Raw genomic sequence first — 15,283 nt, forward strand, 5'->3', positions numbered from 1 at the left:
AACTGCGCGACCAGCCCCCACCGGGCGGACGCTCGGGGGTCGAAGGGGCGCAGCCCCTGGGGACGGGACGGGTAGGGGCGGCGGGGGCGAAAAACCCCGGGCCCCGCCCCCGGACCTATCCTGTGGCCCACGCAGAACACGACAGACCGGACGACAACCCTCCGCAGACAAGGAAGAAGCCGCATGCCCCGCAGCACCACGGACGGCAACGCGGCCGAACCCCCCGCCAAACCCACCCGAGGCCGCAGCCGCCGCAACTTCGCCGGCTCCCGCCCGGTCATGGACGACGTCGCCCGCCTCGCCGGCGTCTCCAAACAGACCGTCTCCCGCGTCCTCAACGACAACCCGGCCGTCCGCCCGGAGACCAGGCAAGCCGTGCTGGAAGCCATGCGCACACTCGGCTACCGCCCCAGCCGCAGCGCCCGCTCCCTGGCCAGCGGCCGCACCCGCATGCTCGGCGTCATCTCCTTCGACGCCGCCCGCTACGGCCCCGCCTCCACCCTGACCGCGATCAACACGGCGGCCCAGGAAGCGGGTTACCTCGTCAGCTCCATCGCCCTCGACACGGCGGACCGGGACACCGTCGTGGAGGCGGTGGACCGGCTGTCGGCCGAGGGCGCGGACGGCATCATCGCCATCGCCCCCCAGCGCCCGGTCGCCACCGCGCTGGCGCGCGCCCGCCCGGACACCCCGCTGGTGATGCTGGACAACGGCCTCGGCGACGGCACTCCCGTGGTCTCCTCGGACTTCACCGCGGGGGCCCGGCTGGCGACCGGCCATCTGCTGGGCCTCGGCCACCCCACCGTCCGGCACATCGCGGGCCCCACCGGCTGGACCTCCGCCGACCGGCGCGCCGAAAGCTGGCGCGAGACCCTGGCGAGGGCCGGCGCGTGTGTCCACGAGCCCCTCGTCGGGGACTGGAGCGCCGACTCCGGCTACGCGCTGGGCCGGCGGCTGGCGGCCGACCCGGACGTCACCGCCGTCTTCGTCTCCAACGACCAGATGGCACTCGGTCTGCTGCGCGCCCTGCACGAGGCGGGGCGCCGGGTCCCGCGGGACGTGAGCGTGGTCGGCTACGACGACATCCCGGAGGCGGCACATCTGCTGCCGCCGCTGACGACGATCCGTACGGACTACTCGGCGATCGGCACGACCGCGCTGCGCCTGCTGCTGCGCCAGCTGGACGACCCGGAGGAGACGGGCGACGCCGGCGACACCGGTGCCACGGGCGACACTCGGGTGCGGGGCCCGGTCATCCCCGTGGAGCTGATCGTCCGTGACAGCACGGGGGCGCCCGCATAGCCCCGCCGCCCGAGCGGCCCCGGCGCGCCCCGACGGGTGGGGCCCCCGGCCCGACATCTCCGGATGCCGGACCAGGGACCCTCAGAACCCTCAGAACCCTCAGGATTCTCAGTTACCTCAGGAAGCGCAGGCCGGCTCAGGCCGGCCGTTCACGGCTTCCTCGCGATCGCCCCGTACATCGCGATGTCCTCGTCGCGGATGTTCTCCTCGCCCGTGCCGTCCGGGTGCCACTTGTGGACCTGGACGATGCCGGGCTCGACGAGTTCGAGGCCGTCGAAGAACTCGTGGGCCTCGTCGATCGTGCGCAGCCGCATGGGCATGTCGCGCGCGGCGTACTCGCGGGCGACGCGGCCCACCTCCTCGGGGGCGAACTCGGCGGTGGCGATGGTCATCGCCAGATAGCTGCCCGAGGGGAGGGGTTCGAGGAGACGGCGGACGATACCGACCGCGTCGTCCTCGTCCAGCACGAAGTGGACGATCGCGATCACGGTGAGCGCGACCGGCTTGCTCAGGTCGAGGGTCTCCGCGAACTCGGGCGAGCCGAGCACGGTCTCCGGGTCCTGGAAGTCGGCCTCGATGTACGCGGTCCTGCCCTCGGGGGTGCTGGCCAGTAATCCCTGGGACAGGGTGAGGACGATCGGGTCGTTGTCCACGTAGACGACCCGGGACTCGGGGGCCACCGACTGGGCTATCTCGTGGAGGTTGGGGGAGGTGGGGATGCCGGTTCCGATGTCGAGGAACTGGCGCATGCCCGCCTTCTCGGCGAGCCAGCGCACCGCGCGGTTCATCCAGTCGCGGTTGGCGCGCATGTGGACCGGCAGGGCCGGCCACTCGTGGGCCATCGCGTCACCGGCCTCCTTGTCGGCCGGGTAGTAGTCCTTGCCGCCGAGGATGTAGTCGTAGATACGCGCGGAGTGCGCGTGCTCGGTGTCGATCCGGTCGGCCGGCCATCCGTTGTCGGGCAACGCCGTCCCTCCCATCAGGTCGTGTCGTACAGGTAAACGGTCGGACAGGGCCAGGGGTTCGACGGACGACGGAACCCGACGGCCACACAGGTGGTGCGTCAACGAGGCGTGGCAGCAAGCAGGTCAGAGCAGGAAGTCGGCCTCGCCCGCCTTCACACCGGCCAGAAAACTGGTCATCTCACGGGGCGTGAACAGCAGCGCCGGCCCGTCCGGGTCGGTCGACTGGCGTACGGCGACCCGGCCGTCGGCGAGCTTCTTCACCTCCACGCAGGCACCGCCGGCGTCGTCGCTCCAGGGGCGGTGCCAGTCCTGCTTGCCGAGTTCGCGGGCGGGCATGCCGTTGCGGACGCCGTTGTGTACTCCGTCGGGTATGGGGTGGTGCACGTCAGAGCTCCTTGCGTAGCGCACCGAGGAGGGCCTCGGTCTTTCGGGCGGGCGCCGACTGCGCGCCCAACCGGTCCAGGGCCTCGCGGTAGACGACGACGTCGTCGCCCTTGTCGAGATAGACGGCGCCCACCAGACCGTTGAGGTAGACGATGTCCGGCAACTCCGGTGCCCTGAAGCGGAAGAGGTGGAACGCACCGGCCCGCATCGCCGGATGCGGGCCGTTGTGGAACGGCATGATCTGAACCGTCACATGGGGCAGCCGGTTCAGCTCGATCAGGTGGTCGACCTGGGCGCGCATCACCTCCGGTCCGCCGACCGGCCATCTGAGCACGGTCTCGTCCATCACCACCCACAGCCGGGGCGGCTGGGGCCGGGTGAGGAGTTCCTGGCGCCGCATCCGCAGCGCCACGCGCCGTTCGGTGTCCTCGGTCGCGGCGTGCGGATCGCCGGCGCCGAGCAGGGCGCGGGCGTACTCCTCGGTCTGGAGCAGGCCGTGCACGAACTGCGCCTCGTACGCCCGGATCTGGAGCGCCGCCTGTTCCAGGCTGAGGTAGGCGGCGAACCAGTCGGGCAGTACGTCGCGGTAGGTGTGCCACCAGCCGCGTTTGTTGGCCTCGCGGACGGACTTCAGGAAGGTCTCGATCTCCTGCTGGTCCCGCACACCGTAGATCTGGAGCAGTTTCTCGACGTCCGGGAGGCGGAGCCGGGCGACCTTGGCGGCTTCCAGGCGGCGGATCGTGGAATGGCTGACTCCGATCGCCTCACCGGCCTGTTCGAACGTGAGTCCGGCACGTGTGCGCAACTCCTCCAGCTGTCTGCCGAGGATCATGCGCAGGACGGAGGGGGCCCCGCCCCACTCGGTCTCCGCGGTCACGCCCACCACCCCCTCACGCCGAGCACTGAGGTCATGTCGCACTGCCTTACAGGTCTTGCGCGCTTTCCTTCAAGGGTTGCGCGTTGTTGTGCGAGTCGCTTCGAGAGCGCAGTCTGACACGATCTTGGCTCGATCGGTGCCGACATGCGACCCGCAAAATGCAAATTTCAACTTGCCGGTTGCGAGGTGTTGTTCGCGGATGCCACAGTGGACGTACCGTCACGGCTTCGACGAACACCGGAGCCGCGCGGCCAGGTTGGGGGAGATGTGGCCGCAACTCAGCGCTGTCCGTCATGAGTTGCCACAGCTCGCGGCGTACGGCGAGGCGGCCGTGGCACCGGCTCCCCTCCGGTGCGAAGGGCCAACGAAAGGCTTACGGCGATGGCTCCGCCCACTCTCCCCCCCTCCACGGACCGGTTAGCCCCGACCATGTACCCACCCCTTGGACCAGAGACGTACGAACCGCACAGAGCGGGCGTGTTCGGACTGCCGGCGGTGCCCGCGTCGGCGGGCGAGGCGCGCAGAACCGTGCGCGAGCTGCTCGGTGAGTGGGGGGTGCCTCCGGAGACGGCCGAGGACGTCCTGCTGATCACGTCCGAGCTGGTCACCAACGCGTTGACCCACACGGACAGCGAGTGGATCGTGTGCCGGCTGCAGTACACCGGCCGTCGGCTCCGCATCGAGGTCGAGGACCAGAACAGCGGTCACGCACAGCCTGCCCGGCGTCGTCCGGGCCCCGACGACCAGAACGGGCGTGGGCTCATGCTGGTCGGCATGCTCAGCAGCGACTGGGGGGTGCGCGACACCCCACAACGGTCCGGTCGTGTCGTCTGGGCAGAACTGCCGTCGGAGGGCCGGGAAACCCCCGAGCCCGCCCCTCCGACGGCTCCGCGACGGAACGGGGGATTCCCCATGTCCGACCCGTCCTGGACCTAGGCCCCGTCCCGCCGCCCGGCTCCCGGCCCGCTGCCGCCCGTGCCGGCGGGTGACCGGCGTCCCGCTCCGGTCACCCGCCGGCCTGCCCGCACGTACGCTGCCTCCACAGTGAACCCCTCGCCGCTGGAGGCACGTTGCGCACCGAGTCCGAGATCGACGTCCTCGTGCTGGGCGGGGCGGGTGTCGACACCATCGTCTACGTGCCCGAGCTGCCGCTCCCGTTCGCCGACAGCCATCTGGTGCCGGCCATCGAGACCAGGGCGGGGCAGACCGGCGACTTCCTTTCGGTGGCCGCGCACAGCCTGGGCCTGCGGACCCACCACCTCGACCTCCTCGGCGACGACCACGAGGGCGACCTGGTCCGCGCGCTGCACCGGGACCGCGGCATCCCGCTCACCGAAGGACACCTGCCCGGCGGCACCCGGCGCGCGGTGAACCTGGTCGGCCCCGACGGCCGCCGCTGCTCGCTCTACGACGGCAGCCGGAGCCAGGAGGTGGACGAACTGCCGCCGGACACGGTCCGGGCCCTGGCCGGGGTCAGCCGTCACGTCCACGTGTCCATCAGCCGGCCGTGCGCGGCCTCGCTGCCCCTGCTGAGCGAGCTGGGCGTGCCCGTCTCGACCGACCTGCACGACTGGGACGGCGTCAACCCGTACCACGAGACGTTCGCCCACGCCGCCGACCTGGTCTTCCTGTCGGCGGCGGGGCTCACGGACCCGGAGAGGACCATGCGCCGGATCACCGAGCGGGGACGCGCCCGCACCGTCGTCGCCACGGACGGGGCCCGCGGCGCGTACCACCTGGTCGACGGCGAACTGAGCCACGTCCCGCCGGTGGCCCCGCCGACGCCGGTCGTGGACTCCAACGGCGCCGGGGACGCCTTCGCGGCGGGCTACCTCTTCGGCCGGCTCGCCGGCGAACCGCCGAGCCGCTGCGGTCTGTACGGCGCGATCGCGGGCGCCTACGCCTGCACCGTCCCCTCGACCCGCACCGACGCCATCGGCCGTGCGGACCTCCTCGCCCGAGCAGGGGGGCCGGTTCGCTGAGCTGGGACCCCCGGCTCCCCGGCCGGCCCCTCAGCCCGGCCGCAGGCCCGCCGCCACCAGCCGGGCCTCCATCTTCCGGCGGGCCGCCCCGAGCACGGCCAGCAGGAGTTCCCTGCTGGACTGGCGCTGGCGGACGTCGCAGAGAAGGACCGGCACGGTGGGCGCCAGGTCGAGCGCCTGGCGGACCTGCTCGACGTCGGCCTCGCGGCGGCCGTCGAAGCAGTTGACGCCGACCGCGAAGGGGATGGAGCGCGACTCGAAGAAGTCGACCGCGGCGAAGGAGGCGTCGAGCCGCCGGGTGTCGGCGAGGACCACGGCCCCGAGGGCGCCGCTGCACAGGTCGTCCCACATGAACCAGAAACGGTCCTGGCCGGGTGTACCGAAGAGATAGAGCACCAGTTCGGGGGAGACGGTGATGCGGCCGAAGTCCAGGGCGACGGTGGTCGAGGCCTTCTTCTCCACGCCCCTGAGGTCGTCCACCCGCCGGCCGGCCGCGCTGATGTGCTCCTCGGTCGCCAGCGGGGTCACCTCGCTGACCGCGCCGACCATGGTGGTCTTGCCGACCCCGAAGCCACCCGCGATGAGGATCTTCAGGGCGGTGGGTACGACGGTCTCGGAGCTGACGGACACCATCCATCACCCTTTCGACGAGTTCCGGGCCCGGCCGCAGCGGCGGCTCACGCGTCCTGCACGTAGTCGGACGGGGTCTCCGCACGGGGCGCGGCGCTCAGATACTTGCCGACCTGCTTGACCAGGGTGCCCATCTCGAACGCCATCATCCCGACGTCCACCTCCTCCGAGGCGATCGCGGCCAGCCGCGCGCCCCGGCCCGCGGCGGTGACGAAGAGGAACGCCCGCTCCATCTGGATGACCGTCTGCTGGACCTCACCGCCGTGGAAGTGGCGGGCCACACCCCGGGCCAGGCTGTACATGCCCGAGCCGACCGCGGACAGATGCTCGGCGTCGTCGAACCGGATGTCCTTCGACTTGCCGATGAGGAGGCCGTCCCCGGACAGCACGATGGCGCAGCGGATCTCGGGTATGCGTTCCACGAGCCCGTCCAGCAGCCAGTCCAGTTGGGGACCGGTTCGTACCTGCTCTGTCATGTCGTGCGTGTTCCTCACGGTCGGTCGGCGCCGGGGTGGGCGCCGGTTCGTCGGGGCGCCCGGGGAAGCGCCCGTCAGGCGGCGTCGGGGCCGGGCCGTGGTGCCGGTCGGCCGTCGGTGCTGTCGGTGTCGTCCGGTCCGGCGAGCCGGGCGCGGTCCGAGCCGCACCGGATCGCCACCATGGCGCGCGCCATGGCGTCCGGGGAGAGGGTGTCGTCCGTGTCGTCGTGCGTTCCGTGGGCCTCGGCCTCGACGGTCCGGGGGGCGGAAGGGGTGCTCCGGGGCCGGCGGGGCAGGCTCTGGGGGAGGGGCGGGGCGGCGGCCTCGGTGCGGGGTGTGTCACCGCTCATCGTGGCCACCGAGTCGTGTCGCGCGTGGCGCCGATGCGGGGGAGGGTGCCTGGCATCTGCTTCCTCGTACGACAGCGAACGTCCGATGGCGGTGGGGGCGCCGAGAGCTGTCCGGCGGCCCCCGTGCTCCGGCTGGACACACCGTCGGCGATGTCAGCGGGCGGACGGAACGGTATCAGGACCCGAGCCCCGTCGTCAGCATCCGCCGGGCCGTGATGTGGCGTCAACTCGGGCACCGGCACGGCTGATTGACGACGACTTCGACAGTCGGCCGGGGCGGGCTCGGGGTGGTCGGGCGGCGCCGCCGCTTCCGGAGGCTGCGCCGAATGAATACTTGTCGACACGGTAGAGCCTCCGAATCGGCACGGTCCGGCCACATTCGTCACCTGCGGAAGTGGCTTGAAATGTGTGGCACCCTGATCAAACCTGCCCGGACGGCGTGTCAGTTTGGTATTTGGGGGTGCACAGCGTGGAGGGAAGGCCTGTCTCGGCGGGTGTGCCTGGTGGTCTGGTCGGCGCGTGCCCGAGTTCGGGTCGGGGTGACCGTGCAAGTTCGGCTTGGAAAGTATCAAAATGTGGACAACGCCCCTTTCCTGTCTCACATTTACGTTCAGATTTCAACGGTCAATCTTTCGGCCAAACCCTCTAAACGATCTTGGCGTTAGAGGTTGATTTGTAGACCATGTTGCAGGTCGGCCCGTCTCCCACCGGAACCACGGCTGACGCACAGCCACCGCGTCTCCCCCGGGCGCGGGGTAACGCTCAGAAGGGCACGGCGTGGAACACGTCTTCACCACCCAGGACCACGAGGATCTACGGCAGCGCGTACGGGAGTTCGCCGAGCGCGTGGTACGCCCGCTGATACCCGAGATGGAGGCCTCCCGCACCGCACTGGTGGGGCTCTCCCGGCAGATCGCCCAACAGGGCTGGATCGGCGCCACGATCGACCCGGCCTACGGCGGCATGGGCGCGGGCCACCTTGCCAAGACCGTCATCATCGAGGAACTGTCCCGTGTCAGCGGCGCGATGGGGGCCATGGTCCAGGCCTCCCAGCTGGGTGTCGCGAAGATCGTCCACTTCGGCGACGACAGCCAGAAGAGGGCCTGGCTGCCGAGGATCGCCGCGGGAGAGGTGCTGCCGACCATCGCGGTCACCGAGCCGGGGTCGGGGGGCCATGTGGCCGGCATGGAGAGCAGCGCGGTCCGGGACGGCGACGACTACATCCTCAACGGCCGCAAGATCTTCGTGGGCAACAGCCATGTGGGCGACGTGCACGGTGTCGTGGTCCGCACCGGTCCGGGCTCCCAGGGCATGACGGCGTTCCTCGTCGAGTCCGACCGGCCCGGCTTCTCCCTCGCCGAACAGGTGCCCTCCATGGGGCTGCACGGGTTCAGCTTCGGGGAACTCGTCTTCGACAACTGCCGGGTGCCGGCCGCCAACCGGCTCGGCGAGGAGGGTGAGGGACTGGCCGTCGCCTACTCCTCGTCGGTCCTCTACGGCCGTCTCAACCTGACGGCGGTGTCCCTGGGCATCCACCAGGCGGTGTTCGAGGAGACCGCCCGGTACTGCGGCGAGACGCAGCGCTACGGAAAGCCGCTGGGGCACCTGCCCAACATCAAGATCGAGCTGGGGCGCATGCTGCAACGCCTCACCCTCGCGCGGCAGAGCGCCTATCTCGCCGCGCATCTGCTGGATCAGGGGCGGCCCTGCGACATCGAGCTGATGTCCGCGAAACTCTTCAACGTCGAGTCGTCCATCGAGTCCGCCCAGGCGTCCGTCAAGATGCACGCGGCCTGCGGCCTGTTCACCGACCGCCCGCTGGAGCGCTACCTGCGCGACGCCTTCCACATCTACGCCCCCGCCGGCACGTCGGAGATCCAGGGGCTGAGACTGGGCGAGTTCGCCCTCGGCGAGAACAAGGGCCAGTGGTCCGAACGCCTCGCCGACCTGGTCCGCACCCCACCGCCGGAATCGCGAGAGCCGGCACCGGACCCGGTCCCGGTCGGCGAACTGGTCTGACTCCCGCCACCGGAGCCGACCCCGTGGGCCCGGTGGCTCCCCACGCCCCGCGCGAAGCCCGCCCGACGGCGTCCCGGCACACCACGAGACTCGGTCGGCGCACCACCTGCCGCCGGCCGGACGGTGGGCGAAACGGTCCGGACCGCCGGGGCCGCTCGCGCGGCGGCCCGGGTCCGATGCGCCGGACGGGCCGGGTCCTCCGTCGGCCGGGGGCGCGAAACCGCGACCGTTCGACCGGTGAGCGGCGGTGGGGCGCGTCTCGGACGGGGTGTCGGGCGCGTGCCCTGGCGGGCGGGTGCGCGGGGCTTGGTTCGACCCGTCGGCGCTGTTCGTGTGGTGTGCGCGGGTCCGGCGGGCTTTCGCTGTTCGGATGCGGGGCGGCGAAGCCGGCGGCCGGCGGGCCCCGGGGTCGTGAGGGGCGTACATCCGTGATGGTCCGGGCCGGGTGCCGTCGCACGTGCCGTCGGCCCTCGTGCGCGCCTCGACCTCGGTCGTGCCCGGGGTCCGCGTAGCGCCCCGCCCCATGTCGCGTCCGGGACGGAGAAACCGCGGACACGATGGCGTGTCCGCGGCTTTCGTCGGGGCGGGTGGTCGGCGGTCCGGACTGTCTCGACCCGGTGGGACCGCCGGCCGGGGCTCAGTGGCCGGAGGCGATGGCGTGGATCTGGTCGGACATCTCCTGGGCCATGTGCTTGATGATCTCCAGCCGCTGCCGGCCCCAGGTGCGGGAGTCGGTGTCGACGACGCAGATCGTACCGAGGTTGATCCCCGCCAGGGTGTCGACCAGCGGCGCGCCCATGTAGGAGCGGATGCCGATCTCGTCCACGACCGGGTTGCCCGCGAATCGCGGGTAGTCGCAGACGTCGTCGAGCACCAGCGCCGCGGTCCGCTTGACGGTGTGCGGGCAGAAGCCGTGGTCCAGGCGCATCTCCCGGCTCATCGAGCTCTCGCTCGCCAGCCCCTGCGCGATGTTCACGGGTCCGGCGTCCGGCGTGTAGAGCCCGGCGAAGAACTGGCGCTTGTCGTCGACGAAGTTGACCATCGCGTACGGCGCGTCCAGCTCCAGGGCCAGTCGGCGCGCGAACGCGTCGAACTCCGCCCGGGGGATGTCGGCGAGCCCCAACTGGGCAAGCCTGGCGGCGCGTTGCGGGCCGCCCGGATCCTCGGGGGTGAGGAGCAGGCGGTCGAGCGGTGGCTCATAGGAGGAATAGGGGCTGTTCATCGGAACTCCGTTCGAGGTCGGCCGAGTCGAGGGGGAAGGATCAACGGAGCACGGGTGGCTCGTACGTCGCCACGCCGGGTGTCATGCGGAGCAGATGCTGCACGAGTTCGACGAGCACACCCGTACCGGAGCTGCAGTGCCGGGCGTCGCAGAACACGATCGGCGCGTTGGACTTCAGGCCGATGGCGTCGCGTACCTCCTCGACGGAGTACTGGTACGCCCCGTCGAACTCGTTCACCCCCACGACGAACGGGATGCCGCGCACCTCGAAGAAGTCCACCGCGGGGAAGCACGCGTCGAGCCTGCGGGTGTCGGCGAGCACCACCGCGCCCAGTGCCCCGTCGGACAACTCGTCCCACATGAACCAGAACCGTTCCTGCCCGGGGGTGCCGAACAGATACAGGACGTGCTCCGAGTCGAGAGTGATCCGCCCGAAGTCCATGGCCACGGTGGTGGTGTACTTCTCCTCCACCCCGTCGAGACTGTCGGTGCGGACACTGGCCGTGGTGATGACCTCCTCGGTGCTCAGCGGAGCGATCTCGCTGACCGCCCCCACGAAGGTCGTCTTGCCCACTCCGAACCCTCCCGCCACCAGGATCTTCAGGGCGGTCGGGAAGGGGTCAGAGCCGTGCGCGTAGGCCATTGAGCACCGCCTCCAAAACATTTCGGTTGGCGGCGGAGGCCGCCTCGACCGCACGGGGCGCCCGTGCGGTGAGCGCCTCGTGCTGCACCAGGTCGGACAACAGGACTTTGGTGACGGCGATCGGGAGGTTCATCCGCGCGGCGACCTCGACCACCGGCACCGGCCTGAGGCACAGGCCGAGCACCAGGTCGTGGTCGGGGCCGAGGTCGGCGACCGGCCGGACGCCGGTGGCCATCACCAGGGTGAGCAGGTCGAACGACGTCGAGGGTCGAGTGCGCCCGTTGCTGACGGTGAACGGCCGGACTAACCGTCCGGCCTCCTCGTCCAGGAACAGCTCGTCCGTCATTCGCGTCACATCCCCGCGCCGGACGGCGCGCTGGGCCGGCGGGCCGGCGTGGCGAGGAACGGCTGCACGGCCCGGATCAGCATGCCCATCTCGTAGCCGAGCGTCTCGGTGTGCGTGGTCGCGTCCGCGGTGACCGCCAGCACGGCGCCGTGGCCCGCCGAGGCCACGATGAGGATGCCGTTGTGCAGTTCCACGATGACCTGCCGGACGGTGCCGCCGTTGCCCAGCACCCTGTCGTGACCGAAGGAACGGCCCAGGGAGTTGAGCCCGGAGGATATCGCCGCCAGCCGGTCGGCGTCGTCGGCGCTCAGGTCGACGTGTGCCTTGCTCAAGCCGTCGGACGACAGCAGCAGCACCTGCCGGGTGCCGGGCACGGTCTTCTTGAGGTTCTCCAGCAGCCAGTCGATGTTCTGTCCGGTGGGGTGGCTATCGCTCACCATGGTGGGGTTCTTCTCCTTGCGGTCGGGGCGGGGCCCAGCGCGCGTCGTCGACGGGGATCGCGTCGGAGGTCGCGCCGGCGAGACCGAAGCCTCGGTTGATACCGGCCAGGAGGCCGGGACTGAAGTTGAGGTCCTGCTCGTGGGTCTCGGGACGCGGCGGGGGCCCCTGACGCAGCTCGGGCGCCAGGTGCTCCATCGCCCGGCGCTTGGGCAGTACGGGCCGGGCGGGCCCACCGGCCCCGTGCGGGGCGGCGCCCGGCCGCTCGTAGCCCGACGAGGGCCGGTACTCGGACCGTACGTCGGAGACGGGCTGCGCCCGCTCGTGCCGGCCGGCCGCCGGGGGCGGCACGGGGGCGGCCGACCGCTGCGGCACACCGGCCGGGGGACCGGCGTGGGCGGCCGGGGCGGCCATCGGGCGACCCGTGTGCGACGGTACGGCGCCGGGCGGCGTCGCGTGGGACCGGGCATCCCAGGCGGGCCCGGACGGCTGCCCCGGGTGCGGTGCGGCCGGACGCGCCTGGACCGGTGTCCGCACGGGCGCCTGGACGGGCGCCTGCACGGGCGCCTGGACGGGTATCTGCCCCTCCTCCTCGCCCAGCAGCCCCTGCGGGAGCACCAGGATGGCCTGGACGCCGCCGTAGATGTTGCCCTGCAGCTGGACCGCGATGCCGTGCCTGCGGGCCAGGGAGGAGACCACGAACAGTCCGATCCGGCCGTCGGCGAGCAGCTTGGCGACGTCGATGCGGGCCGGGTCGGCGAGCAGCGTGTTGATCCGCTCCTGGTCCTCCTGGGGGATGCCGAGGCCGCGGTCCTCGACCTCGATGGCGATGCCGGCGGTCACCCGGCGGGAGCGCAGGAGGATCTGGGTGTCCGGGTGGGAGAACATGGTGGCGTTCTCGACCAGTTCGGCCAGCAGGTGGATGACGTCGGCGACCGCGTGGCCGCGCAGGGTGCCCTCGATCGGCGGCACCAGCTTGACGCGGGAGTACTGCTCGACCTCGGCGATCGAGGACCGCAGCACCTCGGTCAGGGTCACCGGGTTGGTCCACTGGCGGCGGGAGATCGCGCCGCCGAGCACCGCGAGGTTCTCCGCGTGCCGGCGTATTCGGGTCGCCAGGTGGTCGATGCCGAAGATGCGCCGGAGCAGGTCCGGGTCCTCGACCTGGTTCTCCAGATCGTCCAGCTCACGGATGGTGCGGTGGACGAGCGACTGCAGCCGGCGGGCCAGGTTGACGAAGACCTCGACCTTGTCGCTGTTGTCGTCGGAGGCGGACTGGAAGTAGCTCGCCGCCCAGACGAGGGCCTCCCGGGCGCGGTGCTGGGCCTCGGTGACCTCGTACTCCAGCTTCTGGTACGGGTCCTCGGCGCGCGACGCCTGGTAGGCGAAGCCGCGCGAGAGCAGGGACTCGCCCCGCTTGAGGCGGGTCAGGTCCTCGTCGAGGGCCCAGTTGCCGGTCGTGATGGTCTGCCGCAGCTTCTCGGCCCGCTTCGCGTCCGACCTGGCCCGTGACCTGGCCGCCATCACGGCACCGGCCAGACAGCCGCACCCGAGGACCGCGCCGCCCGCCAGCACACCCCAGGTGGCGGCGTCGGCGGTGCCCTCCTGCAGCCGCAGGACCGTGCCCGTGACGGCGGTGGATATTCCGGCCATGAAGGCGGCGGGGAGGACGGCGAGGCGGGTCAACCGTGGCTGGGTGGCGGAGGAGTTCGCGGAATCCGACGCCCCGGTCTTTCCGTGCCGGTGACGAGACGGGGGCGTCGTCGTGTCCGGCCGACCGTGCTGCGGGGTCGTGGCGAAGGGTGGGGGTTCAGGCATCGGAGTCCTCTCGATCAGCCAGTACGCGACAGAGTAGCGAAGAACGTCAACCAGCTGACCAGCGGTCCTGGACGCTCGGGGATGGTCTGTCACCTGAGATGCCGTCAGTGGCGGCAAGGGTCTGCGACGCCTTTTTACCGTCAATCCACGAGGCGGCGCCCCAGCAGTTCTTCACACCCCGTCCACCGACCGGTGCGGTCTGTGAAAGCGGGCCGCCGGGCGGCGGGCCACCTGCGGGTTCCTTGTCCCGGCGGTCCGTCGGGGGTGTGTGCGGCGAACAGTTCACGCCATTCGGCCGGGATGTTGTCTCGTGTCAACTTCCTTTGTGGCATGGGGGGACCGGCGGCGAAACGGGCCCGCTCGCACAGGGCGCGCACGATGCACCCGAGGAACATTCACACCAGGTGGGCCGGAAAGTGACGGGGTTCACGGACCGGACATGCTTTGACTAAACTTTAGACTTCAATCGACCGGTGGGTCCGGGTGGATGTGGGACGCTGTTCGCGAGTTGTCCTCGCCGAATGTTTTCCGCCGAACTCCCTTGATTTCATGTGTAGTTGTGCTGCCGTATGCTCTGACGCATCTCCCGTGGGCTCACGTCGTAGCGTCGGCGGAAGGCCGTGCTGAGGGCGCTCGCGGACGAGAAACCGGCGGCGTAGGCGAGATCCGTGATCGTCATGTGCTCGCACTCCGTACACAGCAGACGGTCCCGGACCAGACGCAGCCGCTCCTCACGGATCAGCTCCCGGGGTGTGGTCCCCGCCTTCTGCAGGGCCAGTTGGATCTGACGCAGCGACCAGCCGAGCGCACGCGCCACCGCCGTCCCATTGAGGTTCGGGTCGGCCGCGTGGTCGCGCACATAGCGGCGGACCAGGGTCTCCACCTCGCCCAACTGCCCGGGGGCGTCCGGACGGTCGTCGCCGGCGGTGAGCATGCACACCAGCTCCACGATCCGGTCGGTGACGGCGTTGAACTCCGGGTCGGTGAGGTGCTCCCGCTCCTCGTGCAGTCCGGTCAGCATCGAGCCGACGATCCGGCCGAGGCCGGATCCGAGGTCCAGGCCGCTGGCGACCGGTGACCTGGTGTTCAGCCGCCCGTCCACCTCGCGGGCCGGGATGGTCAGGATGAACGCGTCGATGGCATCGCTCTGCAGGCACTGGAAGGGCGCCGCGAACGTGACCAGCGCGGCCGTGCCCGGGGTGAGCCTGGCCTCCCCGCCGTCCTGCCGCAGGACGATCTCGCCGCTCGTCGGCAGCAGCAGCCGGTAGTCCTCGTCCGGGTCCTGGCGCACCTGGCGCATCGTGCGGGTGTACTCGATCTCGTCGGAGCGGTACTTCACCAACTGGTACGTGTCGGTGCGCTGCCGGACGGTCTCGCCGCAGAAGTCGTCCGACTGGGCGTACCTGAATCCCATCCGGGACTGGTACGAGCCGATCCGCTCGGCCCAGAAGTCGGCACGCTCGCGCGGGTTCACCTCCTCGGTGGTCAGCGCCTCGACGCTGTAGCTTCCCGCGGGCAACGCCGCTCCTCCCTGGTGCCGGCCCCCGAACGCGTGCTTGTGGTCGTCTACGGTCTGAGATGGGAAAATCTTCAATCTCTGATTGATCAAAGACAGTTACCGACCGGTCGGACCCGGAAGGCACCCTAGCGTGGCAAGCGATTGCCGTGCCGCCGGGCCGAGGATGGCCGAATATGCCGCGGGAAGAGTCACGGCATCCACCACGCCCCTTGCGTCCCTCGTGCGCCCTGTGACAACTTCCCTGCGCGTCACGGAAAGTACTCGCGCGGCCCCGCCGCTAGCGTCGGGCGCTCCGTCAACTCCCCTCCGGCG

Annotated in this window: 16 protein-coding genes; 4 read left to right on the forward strand and 12 right to left on the reverse strand. The window is 70.9% G+C overall.

Annotated elements, in window-relative coordinates; all coding sequences use genetic code 11:
- Nucleotides 1-183 precede the first annotated feature (183 nt).
- On the forward strand, nucleotides 184-1,302 hold the full coding sequence (locus STRBO_RS0110980) for a LacI family DNA-binding transcriptional regulator (protein WP_005481929.1): 1,119 nt from the start codon (nucleotides 184-186) through the stop codon (nucleotides 1,300-1,302).
- 149 nt (nucleotides 1,303-1,451) lie between these two features.
- On the opposite strand, the gene STRBO_RS0110985 is transcribed toward STRBO_RS0110980, so the two are convergent.
- From STRBO_RS0110985 to STRBO_RS0110995, 3 genes are all read right to left on the reverse strand, one after another.
- Entirely contained in the window at nucleotides 1,452-2,267 is an 816-nt protein-coding gene (locus STRBO_RS0110985; protein WP_020114190.1) for an SAM-dependent methyltransferase, read from the reverse strand.
- A 123-nt stretch (nucleotides 2,268-2,390) separates the two neighbouring features.
- A complete protein-coding gene (locus STRBO_RS0110990; RefSeq protein WP_005481932.1) occupies nucleotides 2,391-2,651 on the reverse strand; it encodes a DUF397 domain-containing protein in 261 nt (86 codons plus the stop codon).
- Nucleotide 2,652: 1 nt separating this feature from the next.
- Complete coding sequence (locus STRBO_RS0110995) at nucleotides 2,653-3,528, reverse strand: helix-turn-helix domain-containing protein (RefSeq protein WP_028796586.1); 876 nt, start codon at nucleotides 3,526-3,528, stop codon at nucleotides 2,653-2,655.
- Nucleotides 3,529-4,005: 477 nt separating this feature from the next.
- Here STRBO_RS0110995 and STRBO_RS0111000 point away from each other — a divergent pair, with 477 nt between their 5' ends.
- Together STRBO_RS0111000 and STRBO_RS0111005 are read left to right on the forward strand one after the other, a co-directional pair.
- On the forward strand, nucleotides 4,006-4,464 hold the full coding sequence (locus STRBO_RS0111000) for an ATP-binding protein (protein ID WP_005481934.1): 459 nt from the start codon (nucleotides 4,006-4,008) through the stop codon (nucleotides 4,462-4,464).
- A gap of 134 nt (nucleotides 4,465-4,598) precedes the next feature.
- Entirely contained in the window at nucleotides 4,599-5,510 is a 912-nt protein-coding gene (locus tag STRBO_RS0111005; protein WP_005481935.1) for an adenosine kinase, read from the forward strand.
- Between the two features lie 30 nt (nucleotides 5,511-5,540).
- Here STRBO_RS0111005 and STRBO_RS0111010 read toward each other — a convergent pair whose 3' ends face one another.
- From STRBO_RS0111010 to STRBO_RS0111020, 3 genes are all read right to left on the reverse strand, one after another.
- On the reverse strand, nucleotides 5,541-6,143 hold the full coding sequence (locus STRBO_RS0111010) for a GTP-binding protein (RefSeq protein ID WP_005481937.1): 603 nt from the start codon (nucleotides 6,141-6,143) through the stop codon (nucleotides 5,541-5,543).
- Nucleotides 6,144-6,187: 44 nt separating this feature from the next.
- Nucleotides 6,188-6,616 (reverse strand): roadblock/LC7 domain-containing protein, encoded by a 429-nt coding sequence (locus STRBO_RS0111015; protein ID WP_020114192.1) that lies wholly within the window; start codon nucleotides 6,614-6,616, stop codon nucleotides 6,188-6,190.
- A gap of 74 nt (nucleotides 6,617-6,690) precedes the next feature.
- Nucleotides 6,691-6,966, reverse strand: coding sequence for a hypothetical protein (locus STRBO_RS0111020; protein ID WP_020114193.1), 276 nt, complete (start codon nucleotides 6,964-6,966; stop codon nucleotides 6,691-6,693).
- A 777-nt stretch (nucleotides 6,967-7,743) separates the two neighbouring features.
- Between STRBO_RS0111020 and STRBO_RS0111025 the strand changes: the two genes are divergently transcribed.
- Nucleotides 7,744-8,985: an acyl-CoA dehydrogenase family protein gene (locus tag STRBO_RS0111025; RefSeq protein WP_005481940.1), complete on the forward strand. Its 1,242-nt coding sequence runs from the start codon at nucleotides 7,744-7,746 to the stop codon at nucleotides 8,983-8,985.
- A 637-nt stretch (nucleotides 8,986-9,622) separates the two neighbouring features.
- On the opposite strand, the gene STRBO_RS0111030 is transcribed toward STRBO_RS0111025, so the two are convergent.
- The 6 genes from STRBO_RS0111030 to STRBO_RS0111055 form a co-directional block, all read right to left on the reverse strand.
- A complete protein-coding gene (locus tag STRBO_RS0111030) occupies nucleotides 9,623-10,207 on the reverse strand; it encodes a GAF domain-containing protein (protein ID WP_005481941.1) in 585 nt (194 codons plus the stop codon).
- Between the two features lie 40 nt (nucleotides 10,208-10,247).
- Nucleotides 10,248-10,850: a GTP-binding protein gene (locus STRBO_RS0111035; RefSeq protein ID WP_005481942.1), complete on the reverse strand. Its 603-nt coding sequence runs from the start codon at nucleotides 10,848-10,850 to the stop codon at nucleotides 10,248-10,250.
- Nucleotides 10,828-11,196: a DUF742 domain-containing protein gene (locus tag STRBO_RS0111040; protein WP_005481943.1), complete on the reverse strand. Its 369-nt coding sequence runs from the start codon at nucleotides 11,194-11,196 to the stop codon at nucleotides 10,828-10,830. The genes STRBO_RS0111035 and STRBO_RS0111040 overlap by 23 nt, the downstream gene beginning before the upstream one ends.
- Before the next feature lie 5 nt (nucleotides 11,197-11,201).
- The gene (locus tag STRBO_RS0111045) at nucleotides 11,202-11,636 is read right to left on the reverse strand and encodes a roadblock/LC7 domain-containing protein (protein WP_020114194.1); all 435 of its coding nucleotides are present in this window, start codon (nucleotides 11,634-11,636) and stop codon (nucleotides 11,202-11,204) included.
- On the reverse strand, nucleotides 11,623-13,320 hold the full coding sequence (locus tag STRBO_RS45375) for an ATP-binding protein (RefSeq protein ID WP_020114195.1): 1,698 nt from the start codon (nucleotides 13,318-13,320) through the stop codon (nucleotides 11,623-11,625). The genes STRBO_RS0111045 and STRBO_RS45375 overlap by 14 nt, the downstream gene beginning before the upstream one ends.
- Before the next feature lie 679 nt (nucleotides 13,321-13,999).
- Entirely contained in the window at nucleotides 14,000-14,971 is a 972-nt protein-coding gene (locus tag STRBO_RS0111055; RefSeq protein WP_005481947.1) for a helix-turn-helix domain-containing protein, read from the reverse strand.
- Between the last annotated feature and the right edge of the window lie 312 nt (nucleotides 14,972-15,283).

The sequence above is a fragment of the Streptomyces bottropensis ATCC 25435 genome, assembly GCF_000383595.1.
GTDB lineage: Bacteria > Actinomycetota > Actinomycetes > Streptomycetales > Streptomycetaceae > Streptomyces > Streptomyces bottropensis.